Consider the following 15,965-nt stretch of genomic DNA (forward strand, 5'->3'; position numbering starts at 1 on the left):
GCGGCCTTGTCCTTGCCGGGATTCGCTCCCCGGTCGCTGGCTGCCACTGCTCTCCTCCGGGATCGGGGATCTACTCCACGCCCTGCCACGTAAAAAACTCAGCCTCGTGGTCTCGTACGTACGTCAGCGGGCTTGCGGCGCGTACGCGTGGGGCCCGTGTTTCGTACGGACGGGCGAGACCGGGGCAAAGTCTACCGGCGCTCGTCGTCCTCCCGTGGGGCCTCTCGCCGACGCGACCTCGGCAGGACCCGCAGCGCGTCCCCCATGTCGGCCACTTCGGTGACCCGCATGCCCGCCGGGATCTTCCCCGGATCGCCCGGCACGAGGGCGTGCGTGAAGCCGAGGCGGTGCGCCTCGGCCAGCCTGCGCTGGACGCCCGTCACGCGTCTGACCTCGCCCGCGAGCCCCACTTCGCCGATCGCGACGAGGTTCTTCGGCAGTGGGGTGTCGCTCGCGGCGCTGGCCAGGGCGAGGGCGATCGCGAGGTCCGCGGCGGGCTCGGAGAGCTTCACACCGCCGACCGTCGCGGAGTAGATATCGCGCTTGCCGAGGGCGCTGATCCGGCCACGCTGCTCCAATACGGCCAGCATCATCGAGACCCGGGAGGTCTCCAGACCGCTGGTCGTCCGCCGCGGCGAGGGGATCTGCGAGTCCACGGTGAGCGCCTGCACCTCGGCCACCAGGGGGCGGCGGCCCTCCAGGGTGACGGTCAGGCAGGTGCCGGGCACGGGCTCGTCGCGCCGGGTCAGGAAGAGGCCGCTGGGGTCGGCGAGTCCGGTGATCCCCTCGTCGTGCAGCTCGAAGCAGCCGACCTCGTCGGTGGCTCCGTATCGGTTCTTCACTCCTCGTACGAGACGAAGGCGCGCATGGCGGTCGCCCTCGAAGGAGAGGACCACGTCCACCAGGTGCTCCAGGAGACGCGGTCCCGCGATCGCGCCGTCCTTGGTGACATGGCCGACCAGGAGCGTGGACATCCCGCGCTCCTTGGACGCGCGGATCAGCGCCCCGGCGACCTCTCTGACCTGGGCCATGCCGCCGGGCGCGCCGTCGATCTCGGGCGATGCCACGGTCTGTACGGAGTCGAGGATCAGGAGCGAGGGCTTGACCGCGTCCAAGTGGCCGAGGACGGCGGACAGATCGGTCTCGGCGGCCAGATACAGATGGTCGTTGATCGCGCCGATGCGGTCGGCCCGCAGGCGGACCTGACTCGCGGACTCCTCGCCCGTCACATAGAGAGTGCGGTGGTCGTCACTGGCCGCCTTGGACGCGACGTCGAGCAGGAGCGTGGACTTGCCGACGCCCGGCTCGCCCGCGAGCAGCACCACGGCGCCCGGTACGAGCCCGCCGCCGAGCACCCGGTCCAGCTCGTCCACCCCGGTCGAGCGCGCGGTGGCCGTCCGTACGTCGACCTCGCCGATGGGCACGGCGGAACTGGTGACGCGACCCGCAGCGGTGGTGCGCACGGCGGGCGCGCCGTACTCCTCGACCGTGCCCCAGGCCTGGCACTCGGGGCAGCGGCCGAGCCACTTGGCCGTCTGCCAGCCGCATTCGGTGCAGCGGTAGGCGGGACGGTCCTTGGATTTCGTACGGGCAGCCATGCCCCGAACCGTAGCGCCAGCCACTGACATCGCCGTACGGACCGACAGCGTCCCACCCGCTCAAGCCGCCGCGGCCCGCGTATCCGCCAGCGTCGGGTAGTCGTTGTAGCCCGTCTCGCCGCCCGTGTACATCAGGTACTTGTCCCGTACGAGGTTCAGCGGGGCACTCGCGGCAAGGCGCTCGACGAGGTCGGGGTTGGCCAGGAAGCCGCGCCCCAGCGCGATCAGATCGGCGCCCGCCGCGTGCAGCGCCTCGCCCTTGCGCAGACCGCCGTCCTTGGCCACGTCCTCGCGGGTCAGGACCGGGTTGCCGATCAGCGTGCCGGGCCACAGGCGGCGCAGCTCCCCGAAGAGTTCCGGGTCCTGATCCGCGTACACGATGTGCAGATACGCGAGCCCGTCACCGGCCAGTTCCGTCACGAGCGCCCGGTAGATCGCATACGTGTCGCCCTCGGCCATCCCGTTCACGGTGACGTTCGGGGAGATCCGCAGCCCGACCCGCTCGGGTCCGACGGCCGCGGCGACGGCGCGCACGACCTCGACGGCGAAGCGGATGCGCTGCTCGGGGGCGCCGCCGTAGCCGTCCGTGCGCCGGTTGGTGTTTTCGGCGAGGAATTGCTGGAGCAGCTGGCCGTTGGCGCCGTGCACCTCGACTCCCTCGAATCCCGCGGCGATCGCGCGGCGGGCGGCCGCGGCGAAGTCGGCGACGGTGGCGCGGATGTCCTCGGTGGTCATCTCCCTTGGCACGGGCGCGGGTTGGGGCCCGCTCGGCGTCTCCACGTCCTCCGGGAGCGCGAGGGCGGACGGTGCGACCGGGACATGGCCGCTGGTGTCGGGGTGGCCGTTGCGGCCGCCGTGCTGCAGCTGCAGGAACATCCGCCCGCCGCGCGCCCGCACCGCGTCGGTCACCCGCCGCCAGCCCGCCTCCTGGGCGTCGGTGTGGATACCGGGGATGTTCGGGTAGGTCTGGCCGACGGCGTTCGGGGTGGTGCCCTCCGCGATGATCAGGCCGGCCGAGGCACGGTCGGCGTAGTGCCGCGCCATCAGCGCGGACGGAACGCCGTCGGCGTGCGCGCGGTTGCGGGTGAGCGGGGCCATGACCAGACGGTTGGGGAGGGGCAGACCGCCGAGGCGGGCGGGGTTGAGGAGAGTGCTGCTCGCCTGGGTCTTCACGGAGGCCTTCGGCTGGTTCGGCGTCTGGTGGGGCGTCTGGTTCTTCGCGGTGTTCGTCATGGCCGTACCGTAGAAGTTGACACCAGTGTCAGATTCAAGTCCCTTCGGTGACCGGCGAGGTGAGAGATGCGGATCGGCGAACTGGCCGCACGTACAGGAGTCAGCGAGCGCTCCCTGCGCTACTACGAGAAGCAGGGGCTGCTCGCAGCGGACCGGACCCCCGGCGGTCACCGTGACTATCCCGAGCGGGCCGTGGACCGGGTCGTCCTCATCCAGGGCCTGTACGCGGCGGGCCTGCACAGCCGCAAGATCGCCCAGCTCCTGCCCTGCATGCGGGACGCGGACGGCGGCCCCAGCGAGATCGCGACCCCGCGCCTGGTCGCGGACCTGACCGGGGAGCGCGAGCGCATCGACGGCATGATCGCCGACCTCGTACGCTCCCGCGGCGTCCTCGACGAGATCATCGAAGTGGCCGCGCAGCGCGTCCAGTTGACGGAGTCGGCAGAGCCGGGAGTCGCGTGAGGCGATCGGCAAGAGGCCCGGAATCGACGGTTCCTGTCCCCTTTTGAGGGATACGTTCACCCGTATGAGCTAAAGGTGCGCAAGGGGACGGACGGGCACTTACCCCGGCACCTACGGTCGCACGGGTGACGACGAGCAGCCCGGAACACTCCACCCACACCACCGGCGCACACCGGGCGCACCGCCGTGCGCACCGTTCGGACCGGACCGCTCCGCAGGCCCCGCCGACCCGCTATGAGCCGTATCTGGACGGGCTGTTCACCTACTGCCTGTCCGTGCTCTGCGATCACGATGCGGCGACCGCCGCGCTCGGTGACGTGCTCGCGTTCGCCGAGCGCAAGGCCGGCCGGGGCCCGGTCGGCCACCGCGACCGCAGGGCCTGGCTGTACGCCCTGGCCCGCTGGGCCTGTCTGCGCCGGATGGCCGAGGCCAAGCGCAAGCGGCAGGGCGCGCACGCGGGCGGCCGCGACGCGGGGGAGTCCGCCGAGCGGCAGGCCACGGACGAGCACACGCGCCAACTCGCGCTGCTCGCCTGGCCGGAGGCCGCCGGCACCACCCCCGAGCAGCGCGAGGCACTCGAACTCGCGGTCCGTCACCGCCTGGGCGCCGCCGAGGTCGCCGACGTCCTCGGTATGGACCGCACGGCCGCGCGTGAGCTGATCTCCGCCGCCGCCTGCGAGGTGGAGCGCACCCGCGCCGCGCTCGCCGTGGTCGAGACCGGCAGCTGCCCGATCGTGGCCCGCCTGACCGGCGACAATCAGCTGCTGCTCGGCGCCGCCCTGCGCGGCGAACTCGTCCGCCATGTCGACGACTGCCCGCGCTGCCGCCGTACGGCCGAGCGCGCCGGCGCCAGGGCGTGGCCCGGCACCGCCGCCACGCCGGCCGCCCTGCCGGTGGTCGAGGCACCGCGTGCGGCCCTGCACGCGGCGATGGCCTCGTCGGTACGGGCGCGCGGCGGTGCGCCCCGTTTCGACCGGCGCGGTTTCCCGATGGATCCCAAGGACCGTGCGGCCCGGCGCGATCGGCTGCGCGCGCGGGCCGTCACGACCACGGTGGTGGCCACGGTGGTCGCGGCCCCGGTGCTCGCCCTGTGGGCGGCGTACCGGGGAGCGCCGCTGGTCGGCGAGGGCGACGGGCGCTCCATCTCGGCCGGCGAGGGCGGGGGACCCGGCGGCCTCGACGGGGAGAACGCGGAGGACACGTACGAGAACGCGGGCAATGCCCATGCGGAGCCGGACCCCCGCTTCACCGCGGGCAGCCGCTCGCCCGATGTCTCCGTCGAGGTCATCAGCCCGGGCGCCGCGCCCACGAAGCCCGGGATAGGCCCCGGCCGCCTCACTGTGGACGCACAGCCGAACGGTGACACCACCCTCATCACGCTGACGGCATCGGGCGGCAGCCCGGTCCGGTGGTCCGCGTACAGCGACGCGTCCTGGCTCTGGTTCAGCCACACCTCGGGGACCCTGCAGCCGGGCGAGTCCGTCACGATCCAGGTCTGGGTCGACCATGCGCGCCAGCCCACGGGCCATTGGACCGCCCGTATCGCGGTCGACCCCGGCAATGCGGTGGTGGTCATCGACGGTTACGGAGAGGGCTCCCCGGGCCCTTCGCATCCGGGCCCGTCGGACCCCGGTCCCTCCGATCCGGGGCCTTCCGACCCCGGCCCGTCCGATCCGGGTCCGTCGGACCCCGGTCCCTCCGACCCCGGCCCGTCGGATCCCGGACCTTCCGACCCGGGTCCCTCGGATCCCGGCCCCTCGGACCCGGGCCCCTCGGACCCGCCCCCGACCAGCGACCCGCCACCCACCAGCGAGCCCCCGCCGTCCACCGACCCCAGCCCGTCGGACCCGCCGCCCACTTCCAGCCGTTCCGGGCCTTGAGAACACTTTCAGCCCCTGCGGCGCTTGGGCAAACCTTCCAGCCCCTGCGGCGCTTGAGCAGATCCGAACGAAGTTCGGATGCGGGGGTCCGGGGGCGAAGCCCCCGGTTTCGGGAAGGGGCGAGTAGGGGAAAACAGCCCGCCGCAGGCGCCACTCACCCGCACCCAAAACGGGACCGCAACCCCCGCCTAGACCCCAGGATCCGCCGGATGCGGCGCCACCAACGGGAGTTGGGACGCGAGGCGCTGCTCGCACAGGCCGACCAGAATGTCGTAGGCGGCCGGCCCCATCAGCTCCCGCAGCTCCGGCTCATACGAGAGATAGACAGGCTTCCCCGCACCGTGCGCCGACGTGGCCGAGGTGCACCACCAGTGCAGGTCATGACCGCCCGGCCCCCAGCCCCGCCGGTCGTACTCACCGATCGACACCTGCAGGATCTTGGTGTCGTCCGGCCGCTCGATCCACTCGTACGTCCGCCGCACCGGCAGCTGCCAGCACACGTCCGGCTTGGTCTCCAGGGGCTCGCGGCCCTGGCGCAGCGCGAGGATGTGCAGCGAGCAGCCCGCGCCGCCGGCGAAGCCCGGCCGGTTCTGGAAGATGCACGAGCCCTCCCAGCGCCGCGTCTGCCGCTCGCCGTCCTCGTCCTCCTGCGTCCACCCCGAGTCCGTACCGACCTCGTGGTGCTGCCAGATGTCCGGCGTGAGCTGCGCCACGAAACCGGCGACCCGCTGCTCGTCCTCCTCGTCCGAGAAGTGCGCCCCGAGGGTGCAGCAGCCGTCGTCCGCGCGGCCGGCGCGGATGCCCTGGCAGCCGCTGCCGAAGATGCAGTGCCAGCGCGAGGTGAGCCAGGTCAGATCGCAGCGGAAGACCTGCTCCTCGTCGGCGGGATCGGCGAACTCCACCCAGGCGCGCGGGAAATCGAGCCCTTGCTCGTCCGGAGCCGCCTTCGGGGCGATCACCTTCGCCGCCTTGCCGGGCTTGTTCGCCTTGGAGTCCTTCTGTGAAGCCTTTGCCGAGCCGCCGTTCGCCCCGGTCTTGTCGGGCTTACCCGACTTACCGGTCTTACCCGACTTCTCCGACTTCGCGTTCTTCGTCTTGGGCACGCACCCAGGGTATGCGCGCCGGACCCCTCGCGTGGACCGTCGATCCCCGAACGCGCAGTAGCGTTTTACGCATGAGACTCGGTGTCCTCGATGTGGGTTCCAACACGGTGCATCTCCTTGTGGTGGATGCGCACCCCGGCGCGCGCCCGCTGCCCGCCCACTCGCACAAGGCTGATCTGCGGCTTGCCCAACTCCTCGACCGGACTGGGGCGATCAGCCCCGAGGGCGTCGACCGCCTGATCGCCACGATCAAGGAAGCCCTCGAGGCCGCCGAGGACAAGGGCTGCGAAGACGTGCTCCCGTTCGCCACCTCCGCGGTGCGCGAGGCGGGCAACGCCGACGAGGTGCTCTCCCGCGTCAAGGAGGAGACCGGCGTCGACCTGCAGGTTCTCTCCGGCGAGGACGAGGCCCGGCTCACCTTCCTCGCCGTACGGCGCTGGTTCGGCTGGTCCGCGGGCAAGCTGCTCGTGCTCGACATCGGCGGCGGCTCACTGGAGATCGCGTACGGGATCGACGAGGACCCCGACGCCGCCGTCAGCCTCCCGCTCGGCGCCGGCCGGCTCACCGCGGGCTGGCTGCCCGGCGATCCGCCCGACCCGCAGGACATCAGGGCGCTGCGCCGCCACGTACGGGCCCAAATCGCTCGTACGGTCGGGGAGTTCAGCCGCTTCGGCAACCCGGACCATGTGGTCGCCACGTCCAAGACCTTCAAGCAGCTGGCCCGGCTCGCGGGCGCGGCGCGCTCCGCCGAGGGCCTGTACGTCCAGCGGGAGCTGAAGCGGAAGTCCCTGGAGGACTGGGTGCCGCAGCTCGCCGCGATGACGGAGAGCGAGCGGGCCGAGCTGCCCGGCGTCTCCGAGGGGCGGGCGGGACAGCTGCTCGCCGGAGCCCTGGTGGCGGAGGGCGCGATGGACCTGTTCGGCGTGGAGACCCTGGAGATCTGCCCATGGGCGCTGCGCGAGGGCCTCATCCTGCGCCGCCTCGACCAGATGACCACACCCGGTGCGCACTCCCAGGGGGCAGCGCTTTGAACGGGTCGAGCCATCCCTTAGACCCGGGCGGCCGGCCCGAGAGGTCTCCTGACGGCACCCCGTTCGGGGCCCGTACCCTGTCCTTCGTGGCAGAACCAGTGGTGCGCATCCCGGATGCGAAGGTCGCCCTGTCGACGGCCTCCGTCTACCCGGAGTCGACGGCGACGGCCTTCGAGATCGCCGCGCGCCTGGGCTACGACGGTGTCGAGGTCATGGTGTGGACCGACCCGGTCAGCCAGGACATCGAGGCGCTGCGCCGGCTCAGCGACTACCACCGGATCCCGATCCTCGCGGTGCACGCGCCCTGCCTTCTGATCACCCAGCGCGTCTGGTCCACGGACCCGTGGGTGAAGCTGCAGCGCGCGCAGGCCGCCGCCGAGAAGCTGGGCGCCTCGACCGTGGTGGTGCACCCGCCCTTCCGCTGGCAGCGGCAGTACGCGCGCGACTTCGTGACGGGCCTGTGGCGCATGGCGGACGAGACGGACGTCCGCTTCGCCGTGGAGAACATGTACCCGTGGCGCTACCGCGACCGCGAGATGCTCGCGTACGCGCCCGAGTGGGATGTCACCAAGGACGACTACCGGCACTTCACGGTCGACCTCAGCCACACCGCGACCGCCCGCACCGGCGCCCTGGAGATGATCGACCGCATGGGCGACCGTCTCGCGCACATCCATCTCGCGGACGGCAACGGTTCGGCGAAGGACGAGCACCTGGTCCCCGGCCGGGGTACGCAGCCCTGCGCCGAACTGCTCGAACGCCTCGCGCTCTCCGGCTTCGACGGCCATGTCGTCATCGAGGTCAACACACGGCGCGCGATGTCCAGTGCCGAACGTGAGGCCGATCTCGCCGAAGCCCTGGCCTTCACCCGGCTGCATCTGGCCTCGGCCCTGAACGCGGCATCGAAGCAGTGACCGCCGCGAACCCGCAGGGCGCGGCGCCCCGCCGCGGCCGCGGCCGCCCCTCCCGTACGGAGGCGGAGTCGGGCCCCGGCACCAGGGACCGGATCCTCGCCGCGGCCCGCGAACAGTTCTCCGAGCGCGGCTATGACAAGGCCTCCATCCGCGGCATCGCGAAGGCGGCCGGCGTGGACTCGGCCCTGGTCCACCACTACTTCGGCACGAAGGACGATGTCTTCGCGGCCGCCATCGAGGTCACCTTCGAACCGGCCCAGGGCGTGGTCGACACGGTGGCCGACGGCCTGGACGGCGCCGGCGAGCGGCTCGCCCGCTTCTTCTTCTCCGTCTGGGAGAACCCGGCCACCCGCACCCCGCTGCTCGCGATCATCCGCTCCGCGGTCACGCACGAGGCGGCGGCCAAGATCCTGCGCGCGTTCGTGATGCGCCGCCTGATCGAACGCGTCGAGGTGGACCTCGAGGTCCCCGACCCCAAGTTCCGCGCGGAACTGGCCGCGTCCCACATGGTCGGCATCGCGATGGTCCGCTACGTGGTCAAGGTCGAGCCCCTGGCATCGGCCGACCCGGAGGAAATCATCGCCCTGGTGGCCCCCACGCTGCAGCGCTACTTGACGGAGACGTAGGCAAACGCAGCCCCGCCGGCGTTTGAGGCGATCCGAACGAAGTTCGGATGCGGGGGTGCAGGGGGCGAAGCCCCCGCGCGCCACCCACCCGGGGGTCTGGGGGCGGAGCCCTCGGTTTCGGGAAGGGGCGGGGCGGGGAGAAAGGCCCGCCGCAGGCGCAACGGCCCGCACCCCACCGGCCCGCACACCAAGACGACATCCCGCATTCCGGACACCCTGTCCAGATCGCAGGCAGCGAGGCGTACGCTCAAACAGACCAGCACTGTCACGCAAGGAGCGAGCGACGATGCCCCAGCTGAGGTCCCGCACAGTCACCCACGGCCGCAACATGGCGGGCGCCCGCGCCCTTATGCGGGCGTCGGGCGTACCGGGCGGAGACATCGGCAGGAAGCCCATCATCGCCGTGGCCAACTCCTTCACGGAGTTCGTCCCGGGCCACACCCACCTCGCCCCCGTCGGCCGCATCGTCAGCGAGGCGATCACCGCCGCGGGCGGCATCCCGCGCGAGTTCAACACGATCGCCGTCGACGACGGCATCGCGATGGGCCACGGCGGCATGCTCTACTCCCTGCCGTCCCGCGACCTGATCGCCGACAGCGTGGAGTACATGGTCGAGGCGCACTGCGCCGACGCCCTGATCTGCATCTCCAACTGCGACAAGATCACCCCGGGCATGCTCAACGCGGCCCTGCGGCTCAACATCCCCACCGTGTTCGTCTCCGGCGGCCCGATGGAGTCCGGCCGCGCGACCCTCGTCGACGGCACCGTCCGCACCCTCGACCTGGTCGACGCGATGTCGGAGGCCGTGAACGAGAAGATCTCGGACGAGGACATCCTCCGTATCGAGGAGAACGCCTGCCCGACCTGCGGCAGCTGTTCCGGTATGTTCACCGCCAACTCGATGAACTGCCTCACCGAGGCGATCGGCCTGAGCCTGCCGGGCAACGGCTCGACCCTCGCCACGCACACCGCCCGCAAGGCGCTGTACGAGGACGCCGCCCGTACGGTCATGGACCTCACCAAGCGCTACTACGAGCAGGACGACGAGTCGGCCCTGCCGCGCTCCATCGCCACCTTCCAGGCCTTCGAGAACGCCATGGCGCTCGACATCGCGATGGGCGGCTCGACCAACACGATCCTGCACCTGCTCGCCGCGGCCCAGGAGGCCGAGGTGCCCTTCGGTCTGAACGAGATCGACGCCGTCTCGCGCCGCGTCCCGTGCCTGGCCAAGGTCGCCCCGAACGTCGGCAAGAACCGTACGTACTACATGGAGGACGTGCACCGCGCCGGCGGCATCCCCGCCCTCCTCGGCGAGCTGCACCGCGCGGGCCTCCTCAACGAGGACGTCCACTCCGTCCACTCCCCGTCCCTCGCCGACTGGCTCAAGACCTGGGACGTGCGCGGCGGTTCCCCCTCGCCCGAGGCCGTCGAGCTGTGGCACGCGGCCCCCGGCTGCGTCCGCTCCGCCGAGGCCTTCTCGACCTCCGAGCGCTGGGACTCCCTCGACGAGGACGCCGCCGAGGGCTGCATCCGCTCCGCCGAGCACGCCTACTCCAAGGACGGCGGCCTCGCGGTCCTCAAGGGCAACCTCGCGGTAGACGGCTGCGTCGTGAAGACCGCGGGCGTGGACGAGTCGATCTGGACCTTCGAAGGCCCGGCGGTCGTCTGCGAGTCGCAGGAAGAAGCCGTCGAGAAGATCCTGCTCAAGCAGGTCAAGGAGGGCGACGTCGTCGTCATCCGCTACGAGGGCCCCAAGGGCGGCCCCGGCATGCAGGAGATGCTCTACCCGACCTCGTATCTGAAGGGCCGCGGACTCGGCAAGGCCTGCGCGCTGATCACCGACGGCCGCTTCTCCGGCGGCACTTCGGGCCTCTCGATCGGTCACGCATCCCCGGAGGCGGCCTCGGGCGGCACGATCGCGCTGGTCGAGGACGGCGACCGCATCCGCATCGACATCCCGAACCGTACGATCGAACTCCTGGTCTCCGACGAGGATTTGGCGACTCGTGAGCAGGCTCTGAACGGCACGTACGCCCCGAAGAACCGCGAGCGCAAGGTCTCCCAGGCCCTCAAGGCGTACGCGGCGATGGCGACGAGCGCGGACAAGGGAGCAGTCCGCGACGTGTCCAAGCTGGGCTGACCCCACCCGCACGCAACCGGCGGCCCGCACCCCGCGAGACGGGGGGCGGGCCGCCGTTCATGTCGATCACGCCTCGGGTCCCGGACGCTCCGGCTACCGTGTGCATGTCACGTAAGGCTCGCAGGGGGATTCGCAGTGCGGAAGAGTGTGCGCAGGGCAGGCGTTCTGAGCGCGGGAGTGGCGCTGGCCACGGGGATCGGCATGGCCCCGGCCCACGCGGCCACACCCGCGGAGCTCTGCGGGTCCGGATACTCCACCCTGGAGACCAGGAGCATCCAGTCCGGCGGCACCACCGTCGCCCGCGTCTCGCTCCTGTACAACGCCGGTACGGGATACAACTGCGTGGTCACGGTCCATGCGGGACCTTCGGTCGGCGTGGCCACCTACACGCTCGCCCGGCTCGAGGTCCAAGGGGGCGCCAGCAAGTCGGACCCCGGGACCTACTCCCAGTACGCGGGGCCCGTCCGGCTTTCCGCCGCGGGCCGGTGCGTGTCCTTCACGGGCTCCATCACCTGGGGCGGCGCGACCCGCACCTACAACAGCGGCTGGGGCCACTGCGGCTGAGGTCCTGGATAATCGCCCCTGTGAGCGACGAAACCGGCACGAACGAGACACCAGCCCCACCCGCCGCAGGCCCGCAGCCCGAGCCGCTGCCCCTCTTCGGCACCACCTGGCTGGACCACGACGGCGGCTACCTCTGGCGTCGCCTCGGTGCCGGCATCGGCTCCCTGGCCCTCGCCGCCGCCGGCGCGTTCGTCCTCCGCTTCGCCTTCCAGGGCCTGGAGATCGCCAAGGTCGGCAACTTCCTCAACCTCCTCCTCATCGTCGCCTTCTCGGCCTGCAGCGCCATCGCCTTCCGCCGTGCATGGGAGTCGTACGGCAAGCGCGTCGACCCCGAGTCCTCCCAGTCCGCACGCGGCCTGATGGCCATCGGGTTCATCGGCGTCCTGCTCGCGTACTTCGTCCGCACCTTCATGGAAGCCCCGGGCGAGAAGCTCCGCCGCACGGAATACGAGACGGCCCGCGCCCAGTACGAACGCCGCGCGTCCCGCCGTACGGGCAACCCGTCGAACCGCCCGAAGAAGAAGCGCCGCGGCTGACCTCGCCGCCCCTGCGCACCCCGGAACTCCGCGGCCCGGAACCCCGGAACCCCCGGCACGCCCACCCGTCGCCCGCCACGATGAGGTCATGACCGACCTCGCGCTCTCCTTCGACGCCGTCGCCGCTCAGTACGCCACCGCCCGCCCCGACTACCCGCCCGAGCTCTTCGACACGATCGAGGAGCTGACCGGCGCACCTCTCACCGGCCGCCGCGTCCTCGACGTGGGCGCCGGCACCGGCATCGCCACCCGCCTGCTGCGTGCCCGCGGCGCCCGGGTCATCGCCGTCGAACCCGGCCCCGGCATGGGCGCCCAGCTGCACGCGGCCCTGCCCGACGTCCCCCTGGTCCGCGCCGCCGGCGAGCACCTGCCCTTCGCCGACGCCACCGCCGACCTCGTCACGTACGCCCAGTCCTGGCACTGGACGGACCCGCAGCGCTCCATCCCCGAGGCGCTGCGCGTCCTGCGCCCCGACGGCGCGCTCGCCCTGTGGTGGAACGTCCCCGACAGCCCCTGGTCCGCCGCCCAGGAGGAACGCCTCGCCACCCGCGTCCCCGGTCACCACGGCTTCGGCGTCGCCGTCGATACGGAACGCCTCATCGCCACCGTCGCCCCGGAGGCCACCCGTCTCCACCGCCGCCTGAACTGGACCCGCCGCGTCACGGTGGACGCCCACCTGGCCCACCTGGGCAGCCGCTCCTACTTCGCCGCCCTGGGCCCGGCCCGCGCCGAACCCCTCCTGGCCCAGGAGCGCACCGAACTCCTCCGCCTCTTCCCGTCCGGCGAGGTGCAGGAGCACTACACGGTGGAACTGACGCTCGCGGTCTAGCCGCCTGCCGTGCCCGGCCTTGACGAAGCGCCCCCGCGCGACCAATATTCATCACATGATGAATTATAAATCCGGAGCAGCCCCCAGGCCGGGCCCGACCACCCCGGGCCCGGCCATCAAGGCCACCGACCTCACCGTCGTCCGCGGCCCCCGCACCGTCCTCAAGGGCCTCCACTTCGAGGTCCCCCAAGGCCAGATCACCGGCCTCCTGGGCCCTTCGGGCTGCGGAAAGTCCACGCTCATGCGCGCCGTCGTCGGCACCCAGGCCAAGGTCACCGGCACCCTCGACGTCCTCGGCGAACCCGCGGGATCAGCACCCCTGCGCTCCCGCATCGGCTACGTCACCCAGGCGCCCTCGGTCTACCTGGACCTCACCGTCCGCCAGAACCTCGAGTACTTCGCCGCGATCCTCATCCCCGGCCGCGGCTACGCCGGTCTCCGCCGTGACTACGTCGGCAAGGCCATCGCCGATGTCGACCTGGAAAGCCACCACGACGCACTCGCCGGCACTCTCTCCGGCGGCCAGCTCAGCCGCGTCTCCCTCGCCGTCGCCCTGCTCGGCACCCCGGAACTCCTGGTGCTCGACGAACCGACCGTCGGCCTCGACCCGGTCCTGCGCCGCGACCTGTGGAACCTCTTCCACGAGATCGCGGGCCGCGGCACCACGATCCTCGTGTCCTCCCACGTCATGGACGAGGCCGAACGCTGCCACCGCCTTCTCCTCATGCGCGAGGGCGAGATCCTCGCCGACGACACCCCCGACGCCCTGCGCCACCGCATGGACACGGAAACCGTCGAAGCCGCCTTCCTCCGCCTGGTCGACGAGGCGACAGCAGCCGAGAACAGCACGCCACAGGCGTCCGGGAACAGCGCGCCGCAGACATCCGGGAACAGCAGCACCAAGGAGTCCTCGCGATGAACACCTCCCGCACCCTCGCCACCGCCGCCCGGGTCCTGCGCCAGCTGCGCCACGACCCCCGCTCGATCGCGCTGATGCTCCTGGTCCCCTGCGTGATGCTGCTGCTCCTGCGCTACGTCTACGACGGCCGGCCGCAGATCTTCGACAGCATCGGCGCCTCACTCCTCGGCATCTTCCCGCTGATCACGATGTTCCTGGTGACCTCGATCGCCACCCTGCGAGAACGCACATCGGGCACCTTGGAACGCCTCCTCGCCATGCCCCTGGGCAAAGCCGACCTGATCCTCGGATACGCCCTGGCCTTCGGCACTCTCGCGATCATCCAGTCGCTCCTCGCCACGGGCCTCGCCCTGTGGGCCCTGGGCCTCGACGTCATCGGCTCCCCGTGGCTGCTCCTGCTCGTCGCCCTCCTGGACGCGCTCCTCGGCACAGCCCTCGGCCTCTTTGTCTCCGCCTTCGCCGCATCCGAGTTCCAGGCCGTCCAGTTCATGCCGGCCGTGATCTTCCCCCAGCTCCTCCTCTGCGGCCTGTTCACCGCCCGCGACACCATGCAGCCCGTCCTGGAGAAGCTCTCCAACGTCCTGCCCATGTCGTACGCGGTCGACGGCATGGGCGAAGTCCTCAAACACACAGACGTCACAGCCAACTTCATCCGCGACGCCCTGATCGTCGCCTTGTGCGCCCTCCTGGTCCTCGCCTTGGGAGCCGCCACCCTCCGCCGCAGGACGGCGTAACTCAGCCCCCGCGGCGCTTGGGCAGACCTTTCAGCCCCTGCGGCGCTTGAGCAGATCCGAACGAAGTTCGGATGCGGGGGTCCGGGGCGCAGCCCCGGTTTCGGGAAGGGGCGGGGTGGGGGAGAAAACCCCGCCGCAGGCGCCCCCCACCCGATGCGAGGATGACCGGACAAGCGAACGCACACGGGAGGCCCGCATGACCCAGAAAGTCGCCGTCCTCGGCACCGGCAAGATCGGCGAGGCCCTGCTCAGCGGCATGCTCAGGGCAGGCTGGGCCCCCGAGAACCTCCTGGTCACCACCCGCCGCCCCGAACGCGCCGAGGAACTCCGTACGCGCTACGCGGTGGAGACCGTCACCAACGCCGATGCCGCCAAGCACGCCGACACCCTCATCCTGGCCTGCAAGCCCCAGGACATGGGCAAGCTCCTCGACGAGCTCACCCCCCACGTCACCAAGGACCGCCTGATCATCAGCGCGGCCGCCGGCATCACCACGGCCTTCATCGAGGACCGCCTCACCGAAGGCACCCCGGTCATCCGCGTCATGCCGAACACCCCGGTCCTGGTCGACGAGGGCATGTCCGTCATCTCGGCCGGCACCCACGCGACACCCGAAGCCCTCACCCACGCCGAGGAGATCTTCGGCGCCGTGGGCAAGACGCTCCACGTCCCGGAGTCCCAGCAGGACGCCTGCACCGCACTCTCGGGCTCCGGCCCCGCGTACTTCTTCTATCTCGTCGAAGCCATGACGGACGCGGGCATCCTGCTCGGCCTGCCCCGCGACAAGGCCCACGACCTGATCGTCCAGGCCGCCATCGGCGCCGCCGTGATGCTCCGCGACAGCGGCGAGCACCCGGTGAAGCTCCGCGAGAACGTGACGTCCCCCGCGGGCACCACCATCAACGCCATCCGCGAGCTGGAGAACCACGGCGTACGCGCCGCACTGCTCTCCGCCCTGGAGGCAGCCCGCGACCGCAGCCGCGAGCTGGCCGCGGGTTGACACGGCCCTCGTAGATCAGTAGTGTTCTCCGAGTTGCCCGACGTGAGAGCCGACGAAAGTCGGTCCCCGGGCGGCCATTCCGCAAGACCCACTTCAAGCATTCCGCGTTCGAACGCGGTCTCGCTTTCGTGCGCTCTTACGAAATGAGGAATAGCCCCCGATTAGCTCGGGAGCGAATGTTCCGCTAAAGTCTCACTCGTCGGAACGGCCCAACAGCCGCAAAGACAACCCGAGTTGACCGGGAGTCAGGCCCGAAAGGATCTGATAGAGTCGACACCGCCGGAAAGGGAAACGCGAAAGCGAAGAACTGGAAAGCACCGAGGAAATCGAGACTCGAAAGAGTCTGATAGAGTCGGAAACGCAAGACCGAAGGGAAGCCCGGAGGAAAGCCCGAGA

15 protein-coding genes are annotated in these 15,965 nt (G+C 71.1%); 12 read left to right on the forward strand and 3 right to left on the reverse strand.

The genetic code is table 11. The annotated features are described in order from the left end of the window. Window positions 1-191: 191 nt before the first annotated feature. Both radA and H9Y04_RS36090 read right to left on the reverse strand, forming a co-directional pair. Entirely contained in the window at window positions 192-1,598 is a 1,407-nt protein-coding gene (gene radA / locus H9Y04_RS36085) for a DNA repair protein RadA (RefSeq protein WP_187818399.1), read from the reverse strand. A 60-nt stretch (window positions 1,599-1,658) separates the two neighbouring features. Beyond that, the gene (locus H9Y04_RS36090) at window positions 1,659-2,831 is read right to left on the reverse strand and encodes an alkene reductase (protein WP_187818400.1); all 1,173 of its coding nucleotides are present in this window, start codon (window positions 2,829-2,831) and stop codon (window positions 1,659-1,661) included. A 66-nt stretch (window positions 2,832-2,897) separates the two neighbouring features. Between H9Y04_RS36090 and H9Y04_RS36095 the strand changes: the two genes are divergently transcribed. Further along, window positions 2,898-3,293 (forward strand): MerR family transcriptional regulator, encoded by a 396-nt coding sequence (locus tag H9Y04_RS36095; RefSeq protein WP_187818401.1) that lies wholly within the window; start codon window positions 2,898-2,900, stop codon window positions 3,291-3,293. 125 nt (window positions 3,294-3,418) lie between these two features. Beyond that, window positions 3,419-5,173: a BACON domain-containing protein gene (locus tag H9Y04_RS36100; RefSeq protein WP_187818402.1), complete on the forward strand. Its 1,755-nt coding sequence runs from the start codon at window positions 3,419-3,421 to the stop codon at window positions 5,171-5,173. 188 nt (window positions 5,174-5,361) lie between these two features. On the opposite strand, the gene H9Y04_RS36105 is transcribed toward H9Y04_RS36100, so the two are convergent. Continuing rightward, on the reverse strand, window positions 5,362-6,276 hold the full coding sequence (locus tag H9Y04_RS36105; protein ID WP_187818403.1) for a DUF3109 family protein: 915 nt from the start codon (window positions 6,274-6,276) through the stop codon (window positions 5,362-5,364). 71 nt (window positions 6,277-6,347) lie between these two features. On the opposite strand from H9Y04_RS36105, the gene H9Y04_RS36110 reads away from it, so the two are divergent. The 10 genes from H9Y04_RS36110 to proC all read left to right on the forward strand — a co-directional run bounded on the left by H9Y04_RS36110 (window position 6,348) and on the right by proC (window position 15,569). Beyond that, window positions 6,348-7,307, forward strand: coding sequence for a Ppx/GppA family phosphatase (locus H9Y04_RS36110; protein ID WP_187818404.1), 960 nt, complete (start codon window positions 6,348-6,350; stop codon window positions 7,305-7,307). Window positions 7,308-7,393: 86 nt separating this feature from the next. Further along, window positions 7,394-8,221: a sugar phosphate isomerase/epimerase family protein gene (locus H9Y04_RS36115; RefSeq protein WP_187818405.1), complete on the forward strand. Its 828-nt coding sequence runs from the start codon at window positions 7,394-7,396 to the stop codon at window positions 8,219-8,221. Further along, window positions 8,218-8,847, forward strand: coding sequence for a TetR/AcrR family transcriptional regulator (locus tag H9Y04_RS36120; protein WP_187818406.1), 630 nt, complete (start codon window positions 8,218-8,220; stop codon window positions 8,845-8,847). Before H9Y04_RS36115 ends, H9Y04_RS36120 begins: the two co-directional genes overlap by 4 nt. Before the next feature lie 286 nt (window positions 8,848-9,133). Next, window positions 9,134-10,987, forward strand: coding sequence for a dihydroxy-acid dehydratase (ilvD, locus tag H9Y04_RS36125; protein WP_187818407.1), 1,854 nt, complete (start codon window positions 9,134-9,136; stop codon window positions 10,985-10,987). Window positions 10,988-11,122: 135 nt separating this feature from the next. Then, entirely contained in the window at window positions 11,123-11,551 is a 429-nt protein-coding gene (locus H9Y04_RS36130; RefSeq protein ID WP_187818408.1) for an acetyltransferase, read from the forward strand. Window positions 11,552-11,571: 20 nt separating this feature from the next. Continuing rightward, window positions 11,572-12,087 (forward strand): hypothetical protein, encoded by a 516-nt coding sequence (locus H9Y04_RS36135; protein ID WP_187818409.1) that lies wholly within the window; start codon window positions 11,572-11,574, stop codon window positions 12,085-12,087. A gap of 88 nt (window positions 12,088-12,175) precedes the next feature. Beyond that, window positions 12,176-12,916 (forward strand): class I SAM-dependent methyltransferase, encoded by a 741-nt coding sequence (locus H9Y04_RS36140; protein ID WP_187818410.1) that lies wholly within the window; start codon window positions 12,176-12,178, stop codon window positions 12,914-12,916. Between the two features lie 55 nt (window positions 12,917-12,971). Then, window positions 12,972-13,835 (forward strand): ABC transporter ATP-binding protein, encoded by an 864-nt coding sequence (locus H9Y04_RS36145; protein WP_187818411.1) that lies wholly within the window; start codon window positions 12,972-12,974, stop codon window positions 13,833-13,835. Further along, window positions 13,832-14,569: an ABC transporter permease gene (locus tag H9Y04_RS36150; protein WP_187818412.1), complete on the forward strand. Its 738-nt coding sequence runs from the start codon at window positions 13,832-13,834 to the stop codon at window positions 14,567-14,569. Before H9Y04_RS36145 ends, H9Y04_RS36150 begins: the two co-directional genes overlap by 4 nt. A gap of 196 nt (window positions 14,570-14,765) precedes the next feature. Continuing rightward, window positions 14,766-15,569, forward strand: a complete 804-nt coding sequence (gene proC, locus H9Y04_RS36155; protein ID WP_187818413.1) for a pyrroline-5-carboxylate reductase — start codon at window positions 14,766-14,768, stop codon at window positions 15,567-15,569. Window positions 15,570-15,965 lie beyond the last annotated feature (396 nt).

Origin of the sequence: Streptomyces polyasparticus (genome assembly GCF_014493765.1) — a bacterium.
Taxonomy (GTDB): Bacteria; Actinomycetota; Actinomycetes; order Streptomycetales; family Streptomycetaceae; genus Streptomyces; species Streptomyces polyasparticus.